This is a genomic window from Streptomyces chisholmiae (assembly GCF_031845445.1).
GTDB lineage: Bacteria > Actinomycetota > Actinomycetes > Streptomycetales > Streptomycetaceae > Streptomyces > Streptomyces chisholmiae.
The window spans coordinates 37794-54952 of record NZ_JAVREO010000010.1 but is presented as its reverse complement, the minus strand read 5'-3'; the positions used below and the strand labels follow the sequence as shown (position 1 = coordinate 54952).

The window sequence follows — 17159 nt, the reverse complement described above, 5'->3', positions numbered from 1 at the left end:
CCCAGGGGCCGGCCGGCCCGAACCCCGAGGCTCCTCGGGGTCCTACCCCGAGCCGGTCAACCGACCGCGCCCCCGGAGGGGCACCCGCCGGGGGCGCGGCCCGACATTCGCGGAAGAAAATCTCCCGGCCACCCAACACAACGGCGGCCCGGAACGTCACTCCCCCGTCAGGGCGGCACGGAGGAGGACGATGCGCGAGAGCGAGTTCGGCGTCTGGTACGAGGCGTTGTGGCCCCAGGTCTTCAGGACGGTGGCGATCAGCGTCGGCGACCGCGGCCTGGCCGAGGAGGCGGTGGCCGAGGCGTTCGCCAAGGCCCTGGCCCGCTGGCCCAGGCCGGCGCAGGCCGACAACCCGCCGGCCTGGCTGCACCGGGTGGCCGTCAACGAGGTCCGCAGCCGCTGGCGCCGGGCCCGGCTGGAGCGTCGGATGGTGCGCCGGCTGGCCGGCCGGGCCGACGCCTCGGCCGCCGTGCTGCCGACGGCCAGGGACGACGCCCTCTGGGCCGCCGTCGCCCAACTGCCGGAGCGGATGCGGCAGATGGTGGCGCTGCGCTACGTGCTCGACCTGCCGGAGGCGGAGGTCGCCCGCCAGTTGGGCGTCTCCCGCGGCACGGTCGCCTCCACCCTCAGCACCGCGCGCGGCCGCCTGGCGACCGCCCTGGCCGAAACCCACCACCCGGCGGCCAGCGTGGCCGCCCGCGAGGAGGCCCGATGAGCAGTCAGCACCCATCCGACGAGGACCGGTTGCGCGAGGCGCTGGCCACCGCGCCGACCCCCCTCACCCCGCCGATGGCCGGCGTCGCCCGCCGGGCCGGCGCCCTGCGGCGGCGCCGGGTGTGGGGGCTGTCCGGCGGCGTGGCCGCCGCCGTCGCGGCGGTGACCGCCGCGGCGGTCATGCTCCCCGGCGCCATGGGCTCGGACGGCGACCCGGCCCCGGTCGCCAGGGACACGACCGTCCCCCCGGCCGAGGCGCCCGTCGAGGAACCGGCCGAGGAGCCCGGCGAGGGGTCTTCCGGCGGCACGTCGGGGGAGCCTCCCGAGGAGCCCGGCGTCGAGGACCCGGACGCCACGGCCGGAGTCCGGGTGATGTCCGACGGCGAGCTGCGGATCGAGATCGGCCGGGAGGAGGTGATGGACGCCGAGCAGGGCGAGGCGATGCTGGAGCGGCTGCGGGAGGCGGGCGTCGCCGCCGGCTGGATCACCGAGCGCTGCGCTCCCCTGACCGGCCTGGTGACCGGGGACGATCTGCCGGACGACGTGACCGACATGACGTCCGGCGCGTGGCTCATCATCTACCCGGAGCGCTACCCCGAAGGCGTCGTCCCGCTGGTCGCCCTGGGCGTTCCCCGGGTCGAGGCGACGGGCGTCGGCGGCAGGCTGGCAATCGCCGGCTACCAGGGCGACGCCGCCACCCTGGACTGCGTGCCCGATCCCCTCCCCTGGTAGGGCGCGCGCACCGGGGGTGGGGCCACGGGGCCCCGCCCCCTCGGGGGCCGGCGCGGGGCGACGATTTGCGGGCGGGCCCGGGGCCCGTCTAAGCTCCCGTGCCTTCCCTCCTTCCGAGCCCACGGGCCGGCGCCGCGTGCCGGCGTCGGACGCCCGCGCCCGGGCAGGAGCCGCCCGGACGGCAACCGGGCGGCAGTCCGTACCCGCCCGCCGCTCGTGCCCGGAGGCCCCGTCGTGTCCAGCCGTCCCCAGACCATCCCCGCCCAGGACCCGCTGGAGGCCGAGCGGGCCCATCTGGCCGCATCCCGGGCCGCGTTGCGCGCCATGCGGGAGCACACCGAGTCGCTGGACATCCGCGATGTCACCGCGAACTGGGTGAACGCCGAGGTGCTGGCGAGCGAGATCGAGCAGCGGATCAAGGCGCTGGCCGACCTCGCCGACACCCCGCTCTTCTTCGGCCGGCTCGACTACCACCACCGGGTGGACGCCGCGGACGAGCACGGCTACCGCTTCTACATCGGCCGCCGGCACGTGCACGACCCGGACGGCGACCCGATGGTGATCGACTGGCGGGCACCCGTCTCCGAGCCGTTCTACCAGGCGTCGAAGAAGGACCCCAGGGACGTCGAGCTCCGGCGCCGGTTCGGCTACGACGGCGGGGCGCTGACCGCCTACGAGGACGAGGACCTGACCGACCCGGACGCGGCCGACGCGGTCAGCGCGCTGCTCCAGCGGGAGATCGAGAAGCCCCGCGTGGGCCCGATGCGGGACATCGTCGCCACCATCCAGCCGGAGCAGGACGAGATCGTCCGGGGCGCGCTCGGCGAGACCATCTGCGTGCAGGGCGGCCCCGGCACCGGGAAGACCGCCGTCGGGCTGCACCGGGTGGCGTTCCTGCTCTACGCGCACCGGGAGCGGCTGGCCCGCAGCGGGACGCTGGTGATCGGTCCGAACCGGTCATTCCTGCGCTACATCGAACAGGTGCTGCCCACGCTGGGCGAGATGGAGGTCAAACAGGCCACCGTGGACGAGCTGGTGGCCCATGTCGAGATCCGTGGCGAGGACACCGCCCGGGCCGCCGCCATCAAGGGTGACGCGCGGATGGCCGAGGTGCTGCGCCGGGCCGTGCGGGCCGGCGTGACGCTGCCGACCGAGCCGGTGATGGTGGTGCGCGGCTCCCGCCGCTGGCGCATCCCGGTCCACGAACTCACCGAGATCGTCGAGGAGTTGCTCGGCCGGGACATCCGCTACGGGGCGGCAGGCGAGGCGCTGCCGCAGCGCATCGCGCACGCCGTGCTGGTCCGGATGGAACAGGGCGGCGAGGCGCCGGACGACCGGGTGCAGAACGCGGTGGCCCGCCACCCGGCGGTCAAGGCCGCGGTGAAGGCGATCTGGCCGGCGGTCAACCCGGCCAAGCTGGTGCTGCGGCTGCTCTCCGACCCGGAGTTCCTCGCCGCGTGCGCCGATGGCGTCCTCAGCCCCGAGGAACAGCGCGAGATCCTCCTGCCCAAGCCGCCCCGCAGCCCCCGCACGGCCCGCTGGTCCCGGGCCGACGCGGTGCTGATCGACGAGACCAACGACCTGGTCAACCGCACCGGCTCGCTGGGCCACGTGGTGCTGGACGAGGCGCAGGACCTCTCCCCCATGCAGTACCGGGCGGTCGGCCGCCGGTGCAGCACCGGCTCGGCGACCGTGCTCGGCGACATCGCCCAGGGCACCACCCCGTGGGCCACCGGCAGTTGGGCCGAGGCGCTGACCCACCTGGGCAAGTCGGCCGCCCACGTGGAGGAGCTGACCCAGGGCTTCCGGGTGCCGCGCGAGGTGATCGCCTACGCCTCCCGGCTGCTGCCCGCCATCGCGCCCGAGCTGCGGGAGGCCACCTCGATCCGGGAGGCGCCCGGATCGCTCACCGTGCGCCGGGTCGAGGCGGAGCAGCTGACCGCCGGCACCCTGGACGCCTGCCGGGCGGCGCTGGCCCACGAGGGCTCGACCGGCCTGATCGCCGCCGACGCCCGGGTGCCCGAGCTGCGCGCGGCGCTGGCGGCGGCCGGCCTGCCGCACGTCGAGCCGGGCCAGGAGACCAGCCGCGACGTCCGGTTGACCCTGGTCCCGGCCTCGCTGGCCAAGGGTCTTGAGTACGACCACGTGGTGCTCGACGAGCCGGCCGCGGTGGTGGCCGGCGAGCCCGACCACCGCACCGGCCTGCGCCGCCTCTACGTCGCCCTCACCCGAGCGGTCTCCGGCCTCACCGTGCTGCACGCCGAGCCGCTGCCCGACGAGCTGGCCTAGGCCGGGGGGCGGGCACGCACCGGTCCCGCACGGCGACCCGCGAGCGCGTCCCGCCGCCGCGTCAACCGCGCGCGGCGGGCGCCGAGTTCGGCGAACCCCGGGTCGGCCATCGCGGCCGGCGGGGGCCGCGGCCAGCCGCCGGGGCGCGGCGCCGGCCACGTCCGGCGCGCGGGCCAGGGCCCGCACGTCGGCCCCGGCGTGCCCGGCGGGGTCAGGCCCGGGCCGGGCGCCCGGCGGCAGAATGGCGGCATGGTCACCCCCGAGAACCCCTCGCCCGAGCCTCCCGGACTCGCCGACCGGTACGCCGCGCTGCCCGACGGCGGCGGCCGGGCGGTCGGCGGCCGGCTGCTGACCCGCTGGCGGGAGCCGCAGCGCAGGTACCACACCGAGGACCACCTGCGGTTCCTGCTCGCCCGGCTGGACGAGCTGGCCGGCGCGGCGGCCGACCCGGTGGCGGTCGAGCTGGCCGGCTGGTACCACGACGCGGTCTACGACCCGCGCGGCGCGGACAACGAGGAACGCAGCGCGGAACTGGCCGAGACGGAGCTGCCGGTGTCGGGGCGCCGCGCCGAGGTGGCCCGGCTGGTCCGGCTCACCGCCGGCCACCGGCCGGCCGCCGGCGACACCAACGGCGCGGTGCTCTGCGACGCCGACCTGGCGGTGCTGGCCGGCGCCCCGGAGGAGTACGCGGCGTACACGGCGGCGGTCCGGCAGGAGTACGGCCACCTGCCCGAGCCCGCCTTCGCCACCGGCCGAAGCGAGATTCTGCGCCAGCTCCTGGCCCGCCCGACGCTGTTCCACACCGCCTACGGCAGCGACCACTGGGAACCAACGGCCCGCCACAACCTGGCCACCGAGCTGGCCCTCCTCACCGGCTGAACCACCGACCACGGCGGCGGCCGCCCAACGCCCCCGGCCCCCGGCCGACTGCCCCGACTCCCGGGCCGGGGCCGGCCGACCGCCGGGGGCCGGTCCGCTGACCGCCGGAGGGGGCAGCGGTCAACGGTCGGCGGGGGCGTCGGCGGGCCGGTGGGTCGGGCGGCCGGTGGCGACGAGGCGGGGTGGGCGGGAGTCCCGGGCCTGGAGCCAGGCGCCGGCCAGCGCGCCGAGCAGCAACAGCGCGCCGAGCCAGGCCGTCCAGACGTAGCCGAGGCCGCCGTCGATCACCAGGCCGCCCGCCCAGGGCCCGACCGTGTTGCCGGTGTTGAACGCGGCCGTGGCGGTGGCGCCGGCCAGCGTCGGTGCCGCCGTGGCGACGTTGAAGATGCGGGCGTTCAGGCCCGGCCCGCAGAGGAAGGCGGCCAGCCCGAGCAGCCCGGCGAGGGCGACCGCGGCCACCGGCTGGTGGGCCAGCAGGGCGAGCAGCGCCAGCACCACGCTGGCCGTCAGCAGCCCGGCGTAGAGGGTGCCGAAGAGGTGCGCGTCGGCCAGCCGGCCGCCGATCGCGGTGCCGATCAGCGCGCCGACGCCGTAGAGCACCAGCACCCCGGGGACCCAGCTCTCACTGAGGCCGGTGACCTCGGTGAGCAGCGGCGCCAGGTAGGAGAAGAAACAGAAGGTGCCGGCGGCGAAGAGCGCGGTGGTGACCACGGCCAGCCACACCCGGCGGTCCCGGTAGATGACCAGCTCGGCCCGGAGCGGCACCCGGTCGGCGGCGCTCGGCGGCTCGGTGCGCGGCACGAAGAGCAGCACACCGACCAGGCCGACGGCGGTCAGCAGCGCCACCGCCCAGAACGCGGCCCGCCAGCCGAGGTGCTGGCCGAGCAGCGCGCCGCCGGGCACCCCGGCGATGTTGGCCACGCTCAGCCCGCCGAGCAGCACCGCCATGGCCCGGGCCCGGGCGCCCACCGGCACCAGGGAGATGGCCACCGCGGCGCCCACCGCCCAGAACCCGGCGCAGGCCAGGGCGCTCACCACCCGGGAGGCGAAGAGCAGCCCGTAGCCGGGCGCCAGCGCGCCCACCAGGTGGCTGACCCCGAAGACGGAGAGCAGCACCACCAGGGTCAGGCGGCGCGGCAGCCGTTGGGTGGCGGCGGCCAGGACGGGCGCGCCGACCACCATGCCGATGGCGAAGGCCGAGATCAGCAGCCCGGCGGTGGGTATGGAGACGTCCAGGTCGTCGGCCACCTCCGGGAGCAGCCCGGAGAGCATGAACTCGCTGGTGCCCAGGGCGAAGATGGCGCCGCCGATGACCAGCACGGCGGTCGGCAGCCGGTAGCGGGTCTCTGGCGTGCGCTCGGGCTCGGTACTCGGGGTAGACACTCGCCCTCCAACGTCGGTCGCTCCCCGTGGCATTCCCCGGCGCGATCGGTCGGCAAGCGGATAGCGCGCCGTGACGGGCCACTACCGGTCAGCCCCGACCATCCGGCGACCACTCGGCGCCACCCAGCGACCGTTCCCGACCGCCGCCCCATCCCCGCTCGCCCGCCGGCCGAGGCCAGCGACCATTCCCGACCGCCGAACCCGTCCCCGCTCGCCCCGCCGGCCGAGCCGGCGACCGGTCGCGAACCGACCCGACCCGACCCGCCGGCCGAAGCGGCGACGGGTCAAGCCCGGCCGAGCCGGCGACCGGCCGGACCGGCCGGACCGGTCAGACCGCCCCGCGGTACCGCTTGCGGCGGCGCAGCCCGGCGCCGTGCAGCAGCCGCACCAGGCGGCGGCTGTCCACCGGCACCGCGCCGCGCGCGACCGCCTCCGCGTACCGCTCCGCCGGCAGGTCGTAGTGGTCCCGGTCGAAGCCGCGCGCGGGGACGCCCAACCGGGCGGCGAACGCGTGCAGTTCCGCATACGACCGGTCGCTGACCAGGTGCGACCACATCCGACCGTGCCCGGGCCAGTCCGGCGGGTCGATGTAGACCGTCACGGGCGGGCCTCGCCCAGCCGGCCGACCGGCGCCAGCGGCTCGCCGGAGATCGGGCAGACCCAGTGCGGGTCCTCGCCCAGCTCCGGCTCGACCAGCAGCGCGTGCGGGTCGGCGCCGACGCAGCGCGGGCAGAGCGGCCAGCGGCCGCGGGTCTCCAGCAGCGCGTCCTGCATGTCCTGGGCGAGCAGCCCGGGCACGAAGGCGGCGCCCGCCGGCCACTGCGCCGCCCACCAGCGCCGGTGCGCGACCGCCTCCTCCAGCTGGGAGACCTCCGCCGGGCCGGCCACGCCGTCCGCCGTCAGATCGGCCAGCACCGCCGCCCGCCCCCGGTGCAGGGCCTCTTCCGTGGCCGGCTCATCCATGCTGACCATTGGACCAGAGATCGACGGCTTTCCCGAACTCCAGGCCCGCCGGGGCTCGGGGGCTTGACGCCACCCGTTGTCGAAAATACGTTTCACCTGTGAGGCACGCGATGAAGGAAAATTTCGCCCGACGACCCGGCCGCCCCCGCGCCGTCGCCGTCGCCCCCAGACCCGCGCCGCCCGAGCCCGGCGCGCTGGCCGCCAAGGTCCGCACCATGGCGCCGTCCATGACCCGGTCCATGCAGCGGGTCGCCGAGACCGTCGCCGGCGACCCGGCCGGCTGCGCCGCCCTCACCGTCACCGCGCTCGCCGAGCGCACCGGCACCAGCGAGGCCACCGTGGTGCGCACCGCCCGGCTGCTGGGCTACCCGGGCTACCGGGACCTGCGGCTGGCGCTGGCCGGGCTGGCCGCCCAGCAGGCGTCCGGCGCCGCGCCGGCGGTCACCGCCGACATATCGGTGGACGACCCGCTGAGCGAGGTGGTCGCCAAGCTCGCGCAGGACGAGCGGCAGACCCTCAGCGACACCGCCGGCGCCCTGGACGTCGCCCAACTGGAGGCGTCGGTAGCCGCGTTGGCCGAGGCCCGACGGATCGACGTGTACGGCGTCGGGGCCTCGTCGCTGGTCGCCCAGGACCTGGCGCAGAAGCTGCTCAGGATCGGCCTGATCGCGCACGCCCACACCGACCCGCACCTGGCCGTCACCAACGCGGTGCAGCTGCGCGGCGGGGACGTGGCGGTGGCCATCACGCACTCCGGCCGCACGGTCGACGTCATCGAGCCGCTCCAGGTCGCCTTCGACCACGGGGCGACGACGGTGGCGATCACCGGCCGGCCGGACGGCGAGGTGGCCAAGTACGCCGATCACGTGCTGACCACCTCGACCGCCAGGGAGAGCGAGCTGCGGCCGGCCGCCATGTCCAGCAGGACCAGCCAACTGCTGGTCATCGACTGTTTGTTCATCGGCGTCGCGCAGCGCACCTACGAGTCGGCCGCGCCGGCCCTGCACGCCAGCTACGAGGCGCTCGCCCACCGGCACACGCCCCGCGAACGCTGACCCACGCCCGGCGCGCGCCCCCCGTACCACCACCCGCACCCGACCCCCACCGCACGGAGAGTCGCCCGCGCATGTCCACGGACTTCGACACCCTCACCACCGAGGCGCACCGCCCCGAGCTGGCCGAGATCGACCAGCGCCCCACCCTCGACATCGCCCGCACCATGAACGCCGGGGACGCGCTGGTCCCGGCCGCGGTGGCCGAACAGCTGCCCGCGATCGCCGCCGCGATCGACGCCGCGGCCGACCGGATGGCCCGCGGCGGCCGGCTGCTCTACCTGGGCGCCGGGACCGCCGGGCGGCTCGGCGTGCTGGACGCGAGCGAGTGCCCGCCGACCTTCAACACCACGCCGGACGAGGTGGTCGGGCTGATCGCCGGCGGCCCCACGGCGCTGGTCTCGGCGGTCGAGGGCGCCGAGGACAGCCGGGAGCTGGCGGCGGCCGACCTGACGGAGATCGGCCTGACCGCCGACGACGTGGTGGTCGGGATCTCCGCCTCGGGGCGCACGCCCTACGCGGTCGGCGCCGTCGAACACGCCGCCGAGCTGGGCGCGTTGACCATCGGGGTGGCCTGCAACGCGAACTCCCCGCTGGCCTCGGCCGCCGACCACGGGATCGAGGTGGTGGTCGGCCCCGAGCTGATCGCCGGCTCCACCCGGCTGAAGGCGGGCACCGCGCAGAAGCTGGTACTCAACATGATCTCCACCATCAGCATGATCCGGCTGGGCAAGACCTACGGGAACCTGATGGTGGACGTGCGGGCCTCCAACGAGAAGCTGCGCGCCCGCTCGCGCCGGATCGTGACGCTGGCCACCGAGGCGCCGGCCGCGGCCGTCGAGGAGGCGCTCGACGCCACCGGCGGCGAGGTCAAGAACGCCATCCTGGTGCTGCTCGGCGAGGTGGACGCGGAGACCGCGGCCCGGCTGCTGGCGGAGTGCCAGGGCCGGTTGCGGGCCGCACTGCGGCGGGCGCTGGACGCGCCGGCCGACTGACCACGGACGGGCGGGCGGTGGACTGGCGGGCGGTGGACTGAGCGGAACGCCCGGTGGCGAGCCGGCGGGGCGGCTGCTTTACTCGATCATCGCTTTGTCATGGTCACGCAATCCAGGAGGTTCGATGAGGCTCCGCTCCCTCGCCCGCGTCGTGGCGACCGCCGCCCTCGCCGCGACACTCGCCCTGTTCACCGCGCCCGCCGGCCAGGCCACCCCGGCCACCGAGCCGGCGTCGAGCGAGGTCGGCGCCTACGCGAGCGGCACCATCAACGTGTTCCCGCCGATCCAGGGCGCGTCCACCTGGGACCGCTTCGGACAGACCCCGCCCGCCACGCACCACCGCGTGTTCTACAACTGGGGCTATCTGAACGACTGGTCGGTCGACATCTACCGGAACCCCGGCGCCACCGTGGTCTCCCCGTTCGGCACCACGACCTCGGCCGGCCACCCCGTCTCCGTCACCGTGGTGACGGTCCGGGCGGGCTGCGCCACCGGGAACCTGGCCGACGGCGGCTATCTCATCGGCCTGGAGGCGCGGGACACCACCACCGGCGAGGTGATCGGCCGGGCCGACGTGATGCACGTCGCCAACAAGCCCGCCAACATCGCGGTCGGGGCCACCGTCGGCCCCTGGACCAAGCTCGGCGAGACCGGCAGGTTCCGCTACTCCAGCTGCTACCAGGTCAACGGTGACGCCGGCGCCCACATCCACCTGGAGGTCATCAACCGCACCCGGTACTCCTGCTACCTCAACCGCTCCGCCGGCACCGAGCTGAACGACCTCACCGTCATCGGCCGCGTCGGCACCCAGAACAGCGGGCCGCAGCAGGCCTGCTGACCCGGACGACCGACGACCGGGACGGCCGGGACGACCGGCCACGCCGGACACGCCACGAGGGCGGCGCCCCCAGCCGGGAGCACCGCCCTCGTGTGACGCCCTGAGGTGTCGGCAGGACTCAGAAGTCCATGCCGCCGCCCATGCCGGCGGCAGCGGCGTCGGCACCCGCGCCACCCTTCTCCGGCTTGTCGGCGATGACGGCCTCGGTGGTCAGGAAGAGCGCCGCGATGGAGGCGGCGTTCTGCAGCGCGGAACGCGTGACCTTGGTCGGGTCCGGGATACCGGCCGCCAGCAGGTCGACGTACTCGCCGGTGGCGGCGTTCAGGCCCCAACCCGGAGTCAGGTTGCGGACCTTCTCCACCACGACGCCGCCCTCAAGGCCGGCGTTGACGGCGATCTGCTTGAGCGGGGCCTCCAGGGCCAGGCGGACGGCCGCGGCACCGGTGGCCTCGTCGCCCTCCAGCTCCAGCTTGTCCAGCGCCGAGGCGGCCTGCAGCAGGGCCACGCCACCGCCGGCGACGATGCCCTCCTCGACGGCGGCCTTCGCGTTGCGCACCGCGTCCTCGATGCGGTGCTTGCGCTCCTTCAGCTCGACCTCGGTCGCCGCGCCGGCCTTGATGACGGCCACGCCGCCGGCCAGCTTGGCGAGGCGCTCCTGGAGCTTCTCGCGGTCGTAGTCCGAGTCGGAGTTCTCGATCTCGGCGCGGATCTGGTTGACCCGACCCTGCACCTGGTCGCTGTCACCGGCACCGTCGACGATGGTGGTCTCGTCCTTGGTGATGACCACCTTGCGGGCGCGGCCCAGCAGGTCGAGGGTGGCGTTCTCCAGCTTGAGACCGACCTCCTCGGAGATGACCTGGCCACCGGTGAGGATGGCGATGTCACCGAGCATGGCCTTGCGGCGGTCGCCGAAGCCGGGGGCCTTGACGGCGACCGACTTGAAGGTGCCCCGGATCTTGTTGACGACCAGGGTGGACAGCGCCTCGCCCTCGACGTCCTCCGCGATGATCAGCAGCGGCTTGCCCGACTGCATGACCTTCTCCAGCAGCGGAAGGAGGTCCTTCACGTTGCTGATCTTGGAGTTGACGATCAGGATGTAGGGGTCTTCCAGCTCCGCCTCCATCCGCTCCATGTCGGTGGCGAAGTAGGCCGAGATGTAGCCCTTGTCGAAGCGCATGCCCTCGGTGAGCTCAAGCTCGAGCCCGAAGGTCTGCGACTCCTCGACGGTGATGACGCCTTCCTTGCCGACCTTGTCCATGGCCTCGGCGATCAGCTCACCGATCTGGGTGTCGCCGGCGGAGATGGAGGCGGTCGAGGCGATCTGCTCCTTGGTCTCGACCTCCTTGGCCTGGCTCAGCAGGGCCTGGGAGACGTTCTCCACGGCGGCCTCGATGCCCCGCTTGAGCGCCATCGGGTTGGCCCCGGCGGCCACGTTGCGCAGGCCCTCCCGGACCAGCGCCTGGGCCAGCACGGTCGCGGTGGTGGTGCCGTCGCCAGCGACGTCGTCCGTCTTCTTGGCGACTTCCTTGACCAGCTCGGCGCCGATCTTCTCGTAGGAGTCCTCCAGCTCGATCTCCTTGGCGATGGAAACACCATCGTTGGTGATCGTCGGGGCGCCCCACTTCTTCTCCAGGACGACGTTGCGGCCCTTGGGGCCCAGCGTGACCTTGACGGCGTCGGCGAGCTGGTTCATCCCGCGCTCAAGGCCGCGCCGCGCCTCCTCGTCGAACGCGATGATCTTGGCCATGTGAAGGGGTCCTCCCAGGACAGGGGTGGATTGCTCCGGACCGCGCTGGCGCCCGCGACGGACGGCTCCTGAGCGGTGGTTCCTTACCCCACCCACCCGAAGAACCTCACCGACCCGGTCCTTGCTGTCACTCTCACCCGTAGAGTGCTAACGCCATGATTAGCACTCTCACCCGGAGAGTGCAAGCGCCGAAGGCGCTGCACGACCCTGGGGGCACCTCCCGGACGGAGTCTGGGGGAGCAAGCGCCGAAGGCGCTGCACGACCCTGGGGGCACCTCCCGGACGGAGTCCGGGGGAGCAAGCGCCGAAGGCGCTGCCCGCCCCCGGGGGGCTCCCGACCGGGGGCGGACATGGCCGGGGCCCGCACCCTGGTGGGTGCGGGCCCGGCGACAAGGCCGCGATTGCGGTCGGCGTTTCAGGCGGTCACTCGGACCATGTCGGCCTGAGGCCCCTTCTGCCCCTGAGAGACCTCGAACTCGACCCGCTGCCCCTCTTCCAGAGTGCGGTAGCCGTCCATCTGGATAGCGCTGTAGTGGACGAAGACATCCGCACCACCGTCTACCGCGATGAAGCCGTAGCCCTTCTCCGCGTTGAACCACTTGACGGTGCCCTGAGCCATTCCCTACTCCCCATATTGCCGGCCTTTTCACGAGCCCACACCTCGCGGACCCGGGTCAGACCTCGGGCCCCACTCCCGGGCGGTGTGGGAGCGGACGCCGGAACGTTCGACCGCCGCTGAATGTATCTGGACGGACGCCCAGTGCAACAGGTCATTCGACAGGGAATTCTTGTCGCCGCAGAACGGGCAAATACCGCGAAGCCACTGGAAGTTGCACGATCCGCAGCGGGTCTTTCTGGCCAACCCGACAATTGGTGCAACAAATTCTGGCGACATTTATTTGCGCCGCGGTCCCGGGCTTTCCTATGCGCGGAGCGCGAATCCAATCGGGAACGAGGCCACTCTATCGGCAGCGGACAGGCCGCCGCCCCACGACCCGGGGGTCGTGGGGCGGGCACCGGAGGCCGTCGGGCCGCAGGTCAGCGGGCGCCGCCGGCGACCGCCGGGATGATCGAGACGCCCGCCCCGTCCGGGGTGGCGGTGGCGAGCCCGTCGGCGAACCGGACGTCGTCGTCGTTCACGTAGACGTTCACGAAGCGCCGCAGCTTGCCGTCCTCGTCCAGGACGCGGCCGGCGATCCCCTGGTGGTTCCGGTCAAGGTCGGCGAGCACCTCGCTGAGCGTGCCGCCCTCGGCGGTCACCTCGGACCGGCCGTCGGTGTAGGTGCGGAGGATGGTGGGGATGCGGACGGTGACACTCATGCCAGGCCAGCCTCTCGGAAGGAGTCCAGGTTCGGGCGGATGGTCGCGGACGGGCCGGTCGTGCCGGCCACCGCGTCCAGGGTCTTGAGGCCGTCGCCGGTGTTCAGCACGACGGTGGTCGCCGCCGGGTCGAGCACCCCGGCGGCCAGCAGCTTGCGGGTGACGCCGAGGGTGACGCCGCCGGCCGTCTCGGCGAAGATGCCCTCCGTCCTGGCCAGCAGCTTGATGGCGGTCACCACCTCCTCGTCGGTCACGTCCTCGACGGCGCCCCCGGTGCGGCGGGCGATGTCCAGCACGTAGGGGCCGTCGGCCGGGTTGCCGATGGCCAGCGACTTGGCGATGGTGTTCGGCTTCACCGGGCGGACCACGTCGTGGCCGTCCTTGAAGGCCCGGGAGACCGGGGAGCAGCCCTCGGCCTGGGCGCCGAAGATCTTGTAGGGGCGGTCGGCGACCAGTCCGAGCTGGATCAGCTCCTTCAACCCCTTGTCGATCTTGGTCAGTTGCGAACCCGAGGCGATCGGAATCACCAACTGGTCCGGCAGTTCCCAGCCAAGTTGTTCGCAGATCTCGTAGGCGAGCGTCTTGGAGCCCTCGGCGTAGTACGGCCGGAGGTTGACGTTGACGAACCCCCAGCCCTCGCCGATCGGGTCGCCGATCAGCTCGCTGCAGAAGCGGTTGACGTCGTCGTAGGTGCCCTCGATGGCCACCAGCTCGCCGCCGTAGACGGCGGCCATCACGACCTTGCCCTGCTCCAGGTCGTGCGGGATGAAGACACAGGAGCGCAGCCCCGCACGGGCCGCCGCGGCGCCCACGGCGCCGGCCAGGTTCCCGGTGGAGGAGCACGAGAGGGTGGTGAACCCGAAGGCGCGCGCCGCCTCGAGCGCGTTCGCCACCACCCGGTCCTTGAACGAGTGGGTCGGGTTGCCCGAGTCGTCCTTCACGTACAGGCCGCCGGTGACGCCCAGTTCGGCGGCGAGCCGGTCGGCGCGCACCAGCGGGGTGCAGCCCGGGTTGAGGTTCGGGTGTTCGGCCACGTCGGCCGGCACCGGCAGCAGCGGAGCGTAGCGCCAGATGTTGTTCGGGCCGGACTCGATCCGGCGGCGCAGCTCCTCGGGGTCGCCGCCGGGCAGGTCGTAGGCGACCTCCAGCGGCCCGAAACAGGAGGCACAGGCGAAGATCGGGCCGAGCGGGAAGCGTTCCCCGCACTCCCGGCAGGCGAGCGCGGCGGCCGGACCGAGATCGACGGTGGCGGCGGAGTCAGCGGAGTCAGCGGAGTCAGCCTGGTCGGCCGAGGTGAGCACGGACATGGGTACGAGGCCCCTCTCCTCATCTTCCCCGTGGCGGCTCTCGCCACGGGACGGAATTGGCACCTGTCCCGCCGGAGTGCCTCGCGTCCTCACGAGATCCGGTGGAAGGGTTGCCGGGGCTTCAACGGGCCGTTCCCTCTGCCCCTCTGGATGAGCGGTATGTGGTTGTCAACGCGGTCCCGATATGCGGAGGACACCTGCGCTGTTCGAGACTGTAACGGACAGCCCGCACAATGGCTCGGGCCGTCCGCTCCGCGAGACGACCCGAGGAGGTGGCCAGAAAACCCGCTCATAACGGGTTGGGTCACCCCAGAAAGGGGCAGACGCGGCCATACGGATGAAAGTGTGGCCGAATCGAACAGGAGCGACATTCGTGCTGGAAGAGGCAGAGAAGTGGCTGAGCCGCCGGTCCTGGGGCGTCACTGACCGCTCGATGCAGCAACTACTGACCGCCAAGCGGGCAGCGGGCGCGGCCGGCAGCATCAGCGTGGTCCTCCCCGCGCTCAACGAGGAGGCCACGGTGGGCGCCATCGTGGAAGCGCTGCGACGCGACCTGATGGAGGACGTCCCACTGATCGACGAGCTGCTCGTGGTGGACTCCGGGTCCACCGACCGCACCTCCGAGGTGGCCGCGGGAGCCGGTGCGAAGGTCGTGCACCGGGACGAGATCCTGCCCAGGGTGCCGTCCCTGCCCGGCAAGGGCGAGGTGCTCTGGCGGTCGCTGCTGGCGACCACCGGCGAGATCATCTGTTTCGTGGACGCCGACCTGCGGGAGTTCGACTCGCGCTTCGTCTCGGGCACCGTGGGCCCCCTGCTCACCGAGCCGGGCGTCCAGCTGGTCAAGGCCATGTACGACCGGCCGCTCGGCGACCAGCCGTCCGGCGCCCGGCAGGGCGGGCGGGTCACCGAGCTGGTCGCCCGGCCCCTGCTGAACCTGCACTGGCCGCAGCTGGCCGGCGTGGTCCAGCCGCTGGGCGGCGAGTACGCGGCCCGCAGGTCGCTGCTGGAGCGGCTGCCGTTCCCGGTCGGTTACGGAGTGGAGCTGGGCCTGCTGATCGACACGCTCAACGTGGCGGGCCTGGACGCGGTCGGCCAGGTCGACGTGGGCGAGCGCAAGCACCGGCACCAGGACGGGCAGGCGCTCGGCCGGATGTCGGCCGCGATCATGCGGGCCGCGCAGTGCCGGCTGCCGGGCACCATGCTGCCCACCCGGCTCGGCCTGACCCAGTTCCAGCGGACCGAGGACGGCGGCTTCGTCCCCGAGACGCACCCGATCCTGGCGGACGAGCGACCACCGATGTCCACCATCCCGGAGTACGCGGCCCGCCAGGCCGCCTGAGCCCCCGGGGCAGTCCGGCCCCCGGCGGGCCGGGCCGCCGGCTGTGACGTGGCCCACGTTCCGTTTCCCACCCGTCACAGCTGGCTAGCCTCCGGGCCCGAGGTGCGGGCGGGGTACCCCAAGGAGATCCGATGACCGCCGAGCGTCCCCAGCCGGCCGGCCAGGTGCTGGTCGCTTCCAACCGTGGCCCGGTGAGCTACACCCGCGCCGGCGCCGACGGCGCGCTGACCGCCAGGCGTGGCGGCGGCGGGCTGGTCTCCGGGCTGAGCGCGCTCGGTCCGGACGCCGGCACCTGGGTCTGCGCCGCGCTCAGCGACGACGACCGGGCCGCGGCCGCGGCGCACGGCGGCCGGCTGCCGGCCGCCGACACGGGCGGCCAGTCGGTACGGATGCTGGACATCTCCCCGGAGACTTTCGACGCGGCCTACAACGGGGTGGCCAACTCCGTGCTGTGGTTCGTCCACCACCTGCTGTACCAGACCCCGCTGGAGCCGGTCTTCGACGAACGCTTCGAGGCCAGGTGGGCCAGGTACCGGGCCTACAACCGGGCGTTCGCCGACGCGCTCGCCGAGGAGGCGGCCGAGGGCGCGGTGGTGCTGGTGCAGGACTACCACCTGTCGCTGGTCCCCGGGCTGCTCGCCAAGCGCCGCCCCGACCTGCGGATCGGACACTTCTCGCACACCCCGTGGGCGCCGCCGGACCTGTTCCGGGTGCTGCCCGACGAGATGGCGCGGGAGCTGCTGCTGGGCATCCTCGGCGCGGACCGCGCCGCGTTCCTCACCGCGCGCTGGGCGCGGGCCTTCACGGAGTGCTGCGCGGCGCTGCTGGGCGCCGAGGTCACGGCGCCGGGCCCGGCCGGCGACGGGTCGGTCACCCACCAGGGCCGCACCACCCGGATCGGCGTGCACGGCCTGGGCGCCGACGCGGAGTTCCTGCGGGAGCGGGCGTCCCGGGCGGACGTGGCGGAGCGGGCGGCCGAGCTGCGGGAGCGGGTCGGCCCCGGGCGGGCCACGATCGTGCGGGTGGACCGCACCGAGCTGTCCAAGAACATCGTGCGCGGCCTGCTGGCCTTCCGCCGGCTGCTGGTCGACCGGCCGGAGTGGCACGGCCGGGTCACCCATCTCGCCTTCGCCTACCCCTCGCGGCAGGACCTGGCGATCTACCGGGAGTACACGGCCGAGGTCTCCCGGGTCGCCGAGGCGATCAACACGGAGTTCGGCCGGGCCGACTGGACGCCGGTGGTGCTGCACGTGAAGGACGACTTCGCGCGCTCCCTGGCCGCGTACCGGATGGCCGACGTGGCGCTGGTCAACCCGATCAGGGACGGGATGAACCTGGTCGCCAAGGAGATCCCGGTGGTCTCCGAGCGGGGCGCCGCGCTGGTGCTCTCCCGGGAGGCGGGCGCGGCCGAGGAGTTGGGCGCCGACGCGCTGCTGGTGAACCCGTACGACATCGCGGGCACGGCGGAGGCCCTGCACCAGGCACTGACCCTGGACGGCCCGAGCCGCACCGCCCGCGCGGAGCGCCTCACGGCGCGGGCCACCGCGCTCCCACCGACCGCCTGGTTCCTGGCCCAGCTGCGGGCCCTGCGGCCGGCCTGA

At 73.9% G+C, this 17159-nt stretch carries 16 protein-coding genes and 1 riboswitch; of the genes, 9 read left to right on the top strand and 7 right to left on the bottom strand.

Going from position 1 to position 17159, the window contains the following annotated elements; translation table 11 throughout:
* Positions 1–190 precede the first annotated feature (190 nt).
* The 4 genes from RM844_RS17695 (at position 191) to RM844_RS17680 (ending at position 4614) form a co-directional block, all read left to right on the top strand.
* Positions 191–715, top strand: coding sequence for a sigma-70 family RNA polymerase sigma factor (locus RM844_RS17695; RefSeq protein WP_311668212.1), 525 nt, complete (start codon positions 191–193; stop codon positions 713–715).
* Positions 712–1446, top strand: a complete 735-nt coding sequence (locus RM844_RS17690) for a hypothetical protein (protein ID WP_311668211.1) — start codon at positions 712–714, stop codon at positions 1444–1446. The genes RM844_RS17695 and RM844_RS17690 overlap by 4 nt, the downstream gene beginning before the upstream one ends.
* A 234-nt stretch (positions 1447–1680) precedes the next feature.
* Positions 1681–3735: a HelD family protein gene (locus RM844_RS17685; protein ID WP_311668210.1), complete on the top strand. Its 2055-nt coding sequence runs from the start codon at positions 1681–1683 to the stop codon at positions 3733–3735.
* Positions 3736–3984: 249 nt separating this feature from the next.
* On the top strand, positions 3985–4614 hold the full coding sequence (locus RM844_RS17680) for an HD domain-containing protein (RefSeq protein ID WP_311668209.1): 630 nt from the start codon (positions 3985–3987) through the stop codon (positions 4612–4614).
* Positions 4615–4734: 120 nt separating this feature from the next.
* Here the strand turns inward: RM844_RS17680 and RM844_RS17675 are convergent, their stop codons facing one another.
* The 3 genes from RM844_RS17675 to RM844_RS17665 form a co-directional block, all read right to left on the bottom strand.
* On the bottom strand, positions 4735–5997 hold the full coding sequence (locus tag RM844_RS17675; protein WP_311668208.1) for a Cmx/CmrA family chloramphenicol efflux MFS transporter: 1263 nt from the start codon (positions 5995–5997) through the stop codon (positions 4735–4737).
* A 328-nt stretch (positions 5998–6325) separates the two neighbouring features.
* The gene (locus RM844_RS17670; RefSeq protein ID WP_311668207.1) at positions 6326–6598 is read right to left on the bottom strand and encodes a DUF4031 domain-containing protein; all 273 of its coding nucleotides are present in this window, start codon (positions 6596–6598) and stop codon (positions 6326–6328) included.
* Positions 6595–6960, bottom strand: a complete 366-nt coding sequence (locus tag RM844_RS17665; protein WP_311668206.1) for a hypothetical protein — start codon at positions 6958–6960, stop codon at positions 6595–6597. Before RM844_RS17665 ends, RM844_RS17670 begins: the two co-directional genes overlap by 4 nt.
* A gap of 110 nt (positions 6961–7070) precedes the next feature.
* Between RM844_RS17665 and RM844_RS17660 the strand changes: the two genes are divergently transcribed.
* From RM844_RS17660 to RM844_RS17650, 3 genes are all read left to right on the top strand, one after another.
* Positions 7071–8015: a MurR/RpiR family transcriptional regulator gene (locus RM844_RS17660; protein ID WP_311668205.1), complete on the top strand. Its 945-nt coding sequence runs from the start codon at positions 7071–7073 to the stop codon at positions 8013–8015.
* Between the two features lie 71 nt (positions 8016–8086).
* Positions 8087–9007, top strand: coding sequence for an N-acetylmuramic acid 6-phosphate etherase (murQ, locus tag RM844_RS17655; protein WP_311668204.1), 921 nt, complete (start codon positions 8087–8089; stop codon positions 9005–9007).
* 124 nt (positions 9008–9131) lie between these two features.
* Positions 9132–9845, top strand: a complete 714-nt coding sequence (locus RM844_RS17650; RefSeq protein WP_311668203.1) for a hypothetical protein — start codon at positions 9132–9134, stop codon at positions 9843–9845.
* 118 nt (positions 9846–9963) lie between these two features.
* On the opposite strand, the gene groL is transcribed toward RM844_RS17650, so the two are convergent.
* The 4 genes from groL to thrC form a co-directional block, all read right to left on the bottom strand.
* Positions 9964–11592 (bottom strand): chaperonin GroEL, encoded by a 1629-nt coding sequence (groL, locus tag RM844_RS17645; RefSeq protein ID WP_311668202.1) that lies wholly within the window; start codon positions 11590–11592, stop codon positions 9964–9966.
* Positions 11593–12007: 415 nt separating this feature from the next.
* Entirely contained in the window at positions 12008–12211 is a 204-nt protein-coding gene (locus tag RM844_RS17640) for a cold-shock protein (RefSeq protein ID WP_311668201.1), read from the bottom strand.
* 419 nt (positions 12212–12630) lie between these two features.
* Positions 12631–12912, bottom strand: a complete 282-nt coding sequence (locus tag RM844_RS17635; RefSeq protein ID WP_311668200.1) for a MoaD/ThiS family protein — start codon at positions 12910–12912, stop codon at positions 12631–12633.
* Positions 12909–14219 (bottom strand): threonine synthase, encoded by a 1311-nt coding sequence (gene thrC / locus RM844_RS17630; protein WP_311668199.1) that lies wholly within the window; start codon positions 14217–14219, stop codon positions 12909–12911. Before thrC ends, RM844_RS17635 begins: the two co-directional genes overlap by 4 nt.
* A gap of 16 nt (positions 14220–14235) precedes the next feature.
* A riboswitch (SAM riboswitch) is annotated at positions 14236–14376 on the bottom strand.
* A gap of 216 nt (positions 14377–14592) precedes the next feature.
* Here thrC and RM844_RS17625 point away from each other — a divergent pair.
* Together RM844_RS17625 and RM844_RS17620 are read left to right on the top strand one after the other, a co-directional pair.
* Positions 14593–15558 (top strand): glucosyl-3-phosphoglycerate synthase, encoded by a 966-nt coding sequence (locus RM844_RS17625; protein WP_311668198.1) that lies wholly within the window; start codon positions 14593–14595, stop codon positions 15556–15558.
* Positions 15559–15689: 131 nt separating this feature from the next.
* Positions 15690–17159, top strand: a complete 1470-nt coding sequence (locus RM844_RS17620) for an alpha,alpha-trehalose-phosphate synthase (UDP-forming) (protein WP_311668197.1) — start codon at positions 15690–15692, stop codon at positions 17157–17159.